This window comes from Chamaesiphon sp. VAR_69_metabat_338 (genome assembly GCF_031423935.1).
GTDB lineage: Bacteria > Cyanobacteriota > Cyanobacteriia > Cyanobacteriales > Chamaesiphonaceae > Chamaesiphon.
Map to the genome: position 1 here is coordinate 1 of NZ_JANPGM010000615.1, position 5,110 is coordinate 5,110.

The 5,110-nt window shown below is 45.3% G+C and carries 7 protein-coding genes and 1 pseudogene; 1 reads left to right on the top strand and 7 read right to left on the bottom strand.

Annotated features, from left to right (window positions below; genetic code table 11):
• From RMO84_RS16945 to RMO84_RS16955, 3 genes and pseudogenes are all read right to left on the bottom strand, one after another.
• The coding region (locus RMO84_RS16945) for a sulfite exporter TauE/SafE family protein (RefSeq protein ID WP_310489610.1) at nt 1-294 on the bottom strand (294 nt) is incomplete at its 3' end.
• A gap of 28 nt (nt 295-322) precedes the next feature.
• Entirely contained in the window at nt 323-607 is a 285-nt protein-coding gene (locus RMO84_RS16950) for a hypothetical protein (protein WP_310489611.1), read from the bottom strand.
• Between the two features lie 132 nt (nt 608-739).
• Nucleotides 740-1,102, bottom strand: a pseudogene (locus RMO84_RS16955) (hypothetical protein); the annotation flags it as partial.
• Nucleotides 1,103-1,246: 144 nt separating this feature from the next.
• Here RMO84_RS16955 and hisC point away from each other — a divergent pair.
• On the top strand, nt 1,247-2,296 hold the full coding sequence (gene hisC, locus RMO84_RS16960) for a histidinol-phosphate transaminase (protein WP_310489613.1): 1,050 nt from the start codon (nt 1,247-1,249) through the stop codon (nt 2,294-2,296).
• A gap of 119 nt (nt 2,297-2,415) precedes the next feature.
• Here the strand turns inward: hisC and RMO84_RS16965 are convergent, their stop codons facing one another.
• From RMO84_RS16965 to pgmB, 4 genes are all read right to left on the bottom strand, one after another.
• Nucleotides 2,416-3,099 (bottom strand): BON domain-containing protein, encoded by a 684-nt coding sequence (locus RMO84_RS16965; RefSeq protein WP_310489614.1) that lies wholly within the window; start codon nt 3,097-3,099, stop codon nt 2,416-2,418.
• A gap of 43 nt (nt 3,100-3,142) precedes the next feature.
• Entirely contained in the window at nt 3,143-3,445 is a 303-nt protein-coding gene (locus tag RMO84_RS16970; protein WP_310489615.1) for a 2Fe-2S iron-sulfur cluster-binding protein, read from the bottom strand.
• Between the two features lie 74 nt (nt 3,446-3,519).
• Nucleotides 3,520-4,425 carry an ion channel gene (locus RMO84_RS16975; protein WP_310489616.1) on the bottom strand — a complete coding sequence of 302 codons (906 nt, stop codon included), beginning with the start codon at nt 4,423-4,425 and terminating at the stop codon, nt 3,520-3,522.
• Nucleotides 4,426-4,447: 22 nt separating this feature from the next.
• A partial coding sequence (gene pgmB / locus RMO84_RS16980; protein ID WP_310489617.1) for a beta-phosphoglucomutase occupies nt 4,448-5,110 on the bottom strand: 663 nt, incomplete at its 5' end.

A 5,110-nucleotide genomic window follows, 5' to 3' on the forward strand; every position in this document is an offset into this window, starting at 1 on the left:
TGCGGGGATAAATGCTGTGAGCCAAGCCCCAGTGAGCACTCCAGGACAGCCCCACAAGCTGGTTAAGACAGCAATTCGCCAGTGAATTAGGCGATCTTTTTGATAGGCAATCGCGCCCCCAATCGCACTAGGTAACGTGAGTGGGAGCGGACTTGCCAGGGCAATCAAAGCAGGTAGTCCAAATAACCGCAAAATCGGCGTGCCAATCGAGCTACCGCCTAAACCAAACAGTCCCGAACAAAAGCCCATGCCCGCTCCAACTAGTACGGCTAGAAACCAAGGTAGTGAAGTCATCGGTCAATCTATCGATCGGTTAATATTTTTATTTGTTTTTACAGGTAATCACATATCTATTAGGTGTTTGCTGAATTGGCGCAGGTTTCATGCTGGGTTTAACTGTGGGATAGCAAGCAACATATACAACAGAATTATCAGTCCAAGTGAGCAAATAAGATTTGCGACCAATTTTAGTCAATTCTGGCGGCAGATTTGGTGCAGTTGCCGTAGCTTTTAGGTTGACTTGATGAAATGTAGCAATTCCCAAAACATAAGCACTAATAATTGAGATCCAAGCTGTCGAGCGTTTCATATAATTTGATGCTTGCAAAATTTAAATGTAAATAATAGTCAGTTGTTTCCATTCTCTAACTTTTGCTCAAATTTCACCATACAAGATCCACCAGTTAAGAGCCGATTTCATTTCTCTAGATCGATCGATAGATCTTTGAGTGGACTAGGTACCAAAACAAGAGCGGAGATAGCCACATAAGGGTATTAATGTGTCAGGTATCCATTCAATGAAGCGGTTGTAACTAACCAATTTGGGAAAATGACTCTGCCACTGAGTTTGAACTTTTTCGAGATAATAACTTTTGAAATTCCGGTAATAAGATTGGTGAAAACCAATCAGAATGGTCATCACTTTACTCAAGCATAGGCTGCGCTTGCGTTTTCGCATTTGTAAGTCATGACTAAGTAATTGACTTTGCCACTGCTGTCCAAAAACTTGGCAGAAATCATCGACGGAGCAGCGGTGCGCGCTCGTCGGGTTCCCCGACGTAAAAAGTGCAACAAGACAAAATAGTTCTTCTACACTAGGCATAAGGCAATCCAGGTTGGTTGGTTAGTTGGTACTTCCAGGCTACCTGTTTTGCCCCTTCTTTGCTTTTTCCTTATCCCGTTGGCGTAGCCTTTCCGTCAGGAAAACTCACGTTATTTTAGCAAACTTACGATTTTTAATTTTTAGATGAGCTATTTCCGTCCGGCGATCGATAATATGGTTGGCTATATTCCTGGGGAACAACCCAAGCCAGGAATCCCGATTATCAAACTCAATACCAATGAAAATCCATATCCGCCGTCGCCCAAAGCCATGCAGGTACTACAAGATTTCGAGGGGGAATGGCTCAGACGTTATCCAGACCCTTTTGCGCGTGAATTTTGCCAAGCGGTAAGCGTCACTTTGGATATACCCGAAGATTGGATTATTGTGAGTAATGGTAGCGATGAATTGTTGAATGTGTTAATTCGGGCTAGTGCGGAAGGCGACAGTCGCCGAGTCGTTTACCCGATGCCTACATACGTTTTATACCGGACGATCGCGGCAATGCAGCCAGCACAGACAGTCGAAATTCCCTATCCCACCAATTGGCAACTACCGATCGCCGAACTCGTCGCCGCACAGGGTGCTGTCACCCTAATCGCATCACCAAATAGTCCTTCAGGTCATATCGTCCCGATCGAGGATTTACGCATCCTAGCGAGTCAATTGAAGGGGATACTCGCGATCGATGAAGCCTATGTAAATTTTGCCCCTGATTCTGCGCTTTCAATGGTAAGAGAATTCGATAATGTTATCCTGTTACGGACGCTCTCAAAGGGATATTCCCTCGCTGGATTGCGGATGGGTTTTGGGATTGCTAATCCTAGACTTTTAGCAGGCTTGTTTAAAGTTAAAGATAGTTACAACATCGATGCGATCGCGACTAAAGTCGGTGCAGCGGCAATCCTCGATCGAATCTATACAGATAATTGTATCGATCGGATTAAATCATCTCGGACAAAATTAGCGATCGATTTAGAAAAGCTAGGCTTTATAGTCGGTGAATCACATGGCAATTTTCTACTGGCAACACCGATCGATCTTCAGGCAGAACGACTCTATCTAGCATTAAAAGCACGAGGGATTTTAGTTCGTTATTTCAATGAACCTGGGTTGCAAGACAAGCTGCGAATTACTGTCGGTACTGAGGAACAAAATCTTCTACTCGTACAAGCTTTAACTGAAATTATTTGAGTATTAGTTAACGTGAGTTTTCCTGCCGTAGGCACGGCAGGAAAACTCACGTTATTTTAGCTTGAGGTGACGAGCTGTAAACTCTGGGTCGATACGTTGGATGGTGAGTTTCATTAGTGCTAATCCCCAGTTTTAAACCACTCGATCGCGAGATGATTATCTACCGCACATACTCCTTGAGCAGCCCAGGCGACTCGTTCGGCTTCCTCTCGCTGGGTAAGCGTCGGAACTGTACCGTGAAGCATTACTTTGTTGCCAGCGACCTCGATGCGGATCTGTTTGGCATCTAAGAGAGCATGACGATTGAATGCCGCTTCAATATCCATACCGACTGCGGGGATTTTATTGGTAGATTGAACCCGAATTGAATTTGACACTCCACAAACGCCCGCTAGGTGGCGCACAGCTACTTCCGCTGCATTCTTTTGATACCACCACTCCACTTCGCCCTCTAGAATGACCCAACCGTTCCGAATAGTGATCTCGACGGTTCCCTTGGGAATTGTTGTAGACCAGGCAATTTGGTGGGCTGCTGCTGCGGCGATCTCGCCGTCAGTGCGGTGGTTGGCATCAGGGATATGAAGTTCAATATCGTCGGCAATTGCCACTACTCCCGCCACTCGTTTCACAGCATGAACGGCTGCCAATTTCTCATTAAAGCTAGTGGTATAGCCTGTGAGGGTGACGATGCCATCTGTGACTAATACACCGATTTCGGTAACTTTGAGACTGGGATCGTATTTGAGTTCCGATAGCACATCAGTTTTGATTTCGGTATCGGTTTTATCTAAAACATTAATCATTTGTTTTTCCTGGGCTTTGGGTAATTTATTAAGCGAGAAATATTTAAAGTACTTCTTCCTCTTTGTGAGTCTCAAACACACAATTTGCTTGAGGGTAGGCAATGCAAATCAATACATATCCTTTAGCTATTTGTTCTTCACTCAGATAAGTCCCTTCAGACTGGTCTACCGTTCCTTCAATCATCTTCACTGTGCAAGTCGAACAAACGCCCTGCCGACAGGAGTAAGGCAGTTCCATTCCTTGCTCTTCGGCAGTTTCTAGGATGTAGCGGTCTGCTGGCACTTCAACAGTTTGGTCGATCCCTTCGGCTTTGTTAAATAATCTGACTTGGTAAGAATTTGTCATGTGATAAAATCTCCAATATTTAATTGATAGAAAATGTCTCGATTTTTAAGGTTACTGACAGCTAGATTCAAATTTTAGAGCGGCATTACATGATGAAAAGAAGCCAGATCGACATAGCGATTCCGCTCGTCAACAATGTGAATAATATCGACTAATTGGTGATTTAGGATGATGCTATTTACACCGTAGGTATGGCGAGCATGAACATTTTGATAAACAGTTTCATCGATACCGCTCAATGAAACAATAATCTGCGACTGAGACTCAGCTAAGGACTCAGCCGAAAAACCATAGAGGGGACTTTGCTCGTTAATCGGGTGCATCAGTGTCCACGGCAGTGAAAAAGCGGGATTGTGCGATCGCAATACCTGTAATTCATAAAATCGCCGCAAGTGGTGTCCGTCGGTGGTGACTTCATCACGACTGAGGGAGAGTCTCACTTGTGCTTCTAGAATCTGGTTCCGCCGTTGATTGGCAGTCCGTAACATCAAGGTCGGCAGATTATTCTGGGGCATAACTATCGCAAACTTACTGAACATCACTTTGGCGGTGGGACGAGAAAAGCGGGCAAAGCTAAGTCCTGTCAATAGGGCAATCGCAAACAGACCAGTTATTGCTTCAATAACAACTATGTAGTTGGCATAAGTAGTTTTCGGTGATAATACTCCGTAGCCAATCCCCGCCAGAGTCTGAACGCTAAAGAAAAAAGCATCTTGGAAGGAGCCATTACCGTTGACGATACAATCTCCGCCCAGCAAGTACAGTCCAGCAAAGCCGATATTCAAGGCTATGTAGAGCAGGGAAACGATCGCAATGAAACCTACCCAAGGTAATGTCAGCATCAAATGGTACGGCTCTTGCCAGTTGCTATACCATTTGTCTAATCCCTGAACTGAAAATAGCCCATCTTGAACCTTGATATGGATGCTGTTTTTTAAAGGTAATTGCTGAAATCGACTGCGGGTTTTGGAGATTTTCATGTTATACCTTCGACTGCTAAATTCACATTGTTAATTGAATGTTCTTTACAGCTCGATCTTCTCGGTTGAGATGTTGTTGAAGCCGCAACTCCGGCGGATCGCTGAAGGTTTGTGATAATTGAGTTTGGAGATCGATCGCATGAACGCCAATTAGGTTTGGTAGCACGATATCGGCAGCTCCAACGCGAGTCGTCGGGCCGATGCCAATCGATCGCATTCCGCCTGAGATCGCCGCTTGAATGCCCACGGTGGCATCTTCTACCACCACACACTGAGCGGGTGCGAGTCCGATCTGTTTGGCAGCGAACAGAAATAAGTCTGGGGCTGGCTTGGGTAGTTCCACACTATCCCCATCAGCGATCGCATCCACCAGATTACCAATCCCTAATTTCTCGATGACAGTGCGGGCATTTTTACTCGCAGAACCGATCGCAATTTTGATGCCCGCTTGTCGGAGTTCTGTTAATAGCTCGATGGCTCCGGGAAAGATATTTTGGGGGGTAATGGTTTCGATCGATTCCACGTAATAACGATTTTTGCGCTCCATCATCGCCTGAATCTCGGCTTCCGAATAATGTCCGATGCCGATGATGTGCAGCAACGATTCGCGGCGAGATACACCCCGCAGAGCTTCATTTGCCTGTCTGTCAAAGGGCAGTTTTTCTTCATCAGCTAGTCGTTGCCA

What these genes read in the sequence shown, in the direction of transcription:
- hisC (WP_310489613.1), top strand. Translation starts at nt 1,247, where the DNA reads ATGAGCTATTTCCGTCCGGCGATCGATAATATGGTTGGCTATATTCCT.
- RMO84_RS16965 (WP_310489614.1), bottom strand. Translation starts at nt 3,099, where the DNA reads ATGATTAATGTTTTAGATAAAACCGATACCGAAATCAAAACTGATGTG.
- RMO84_RS16970 (WP_310489615.1), bottom strand. Translation starts at nt 3,445, where the DNA reads ATGACAAATTCTTACCAAGTCAGATTATTTAACAAAGCCGAAGGGATC.
- RMO84_RS16975 (WP_310489616.1), bottom strand. Translation starts at nt 4,425, where the DNA reads ATGAAAATCTCCAAAACCCGCAGTCGATTTCAGCAATTACCTTTAAAA.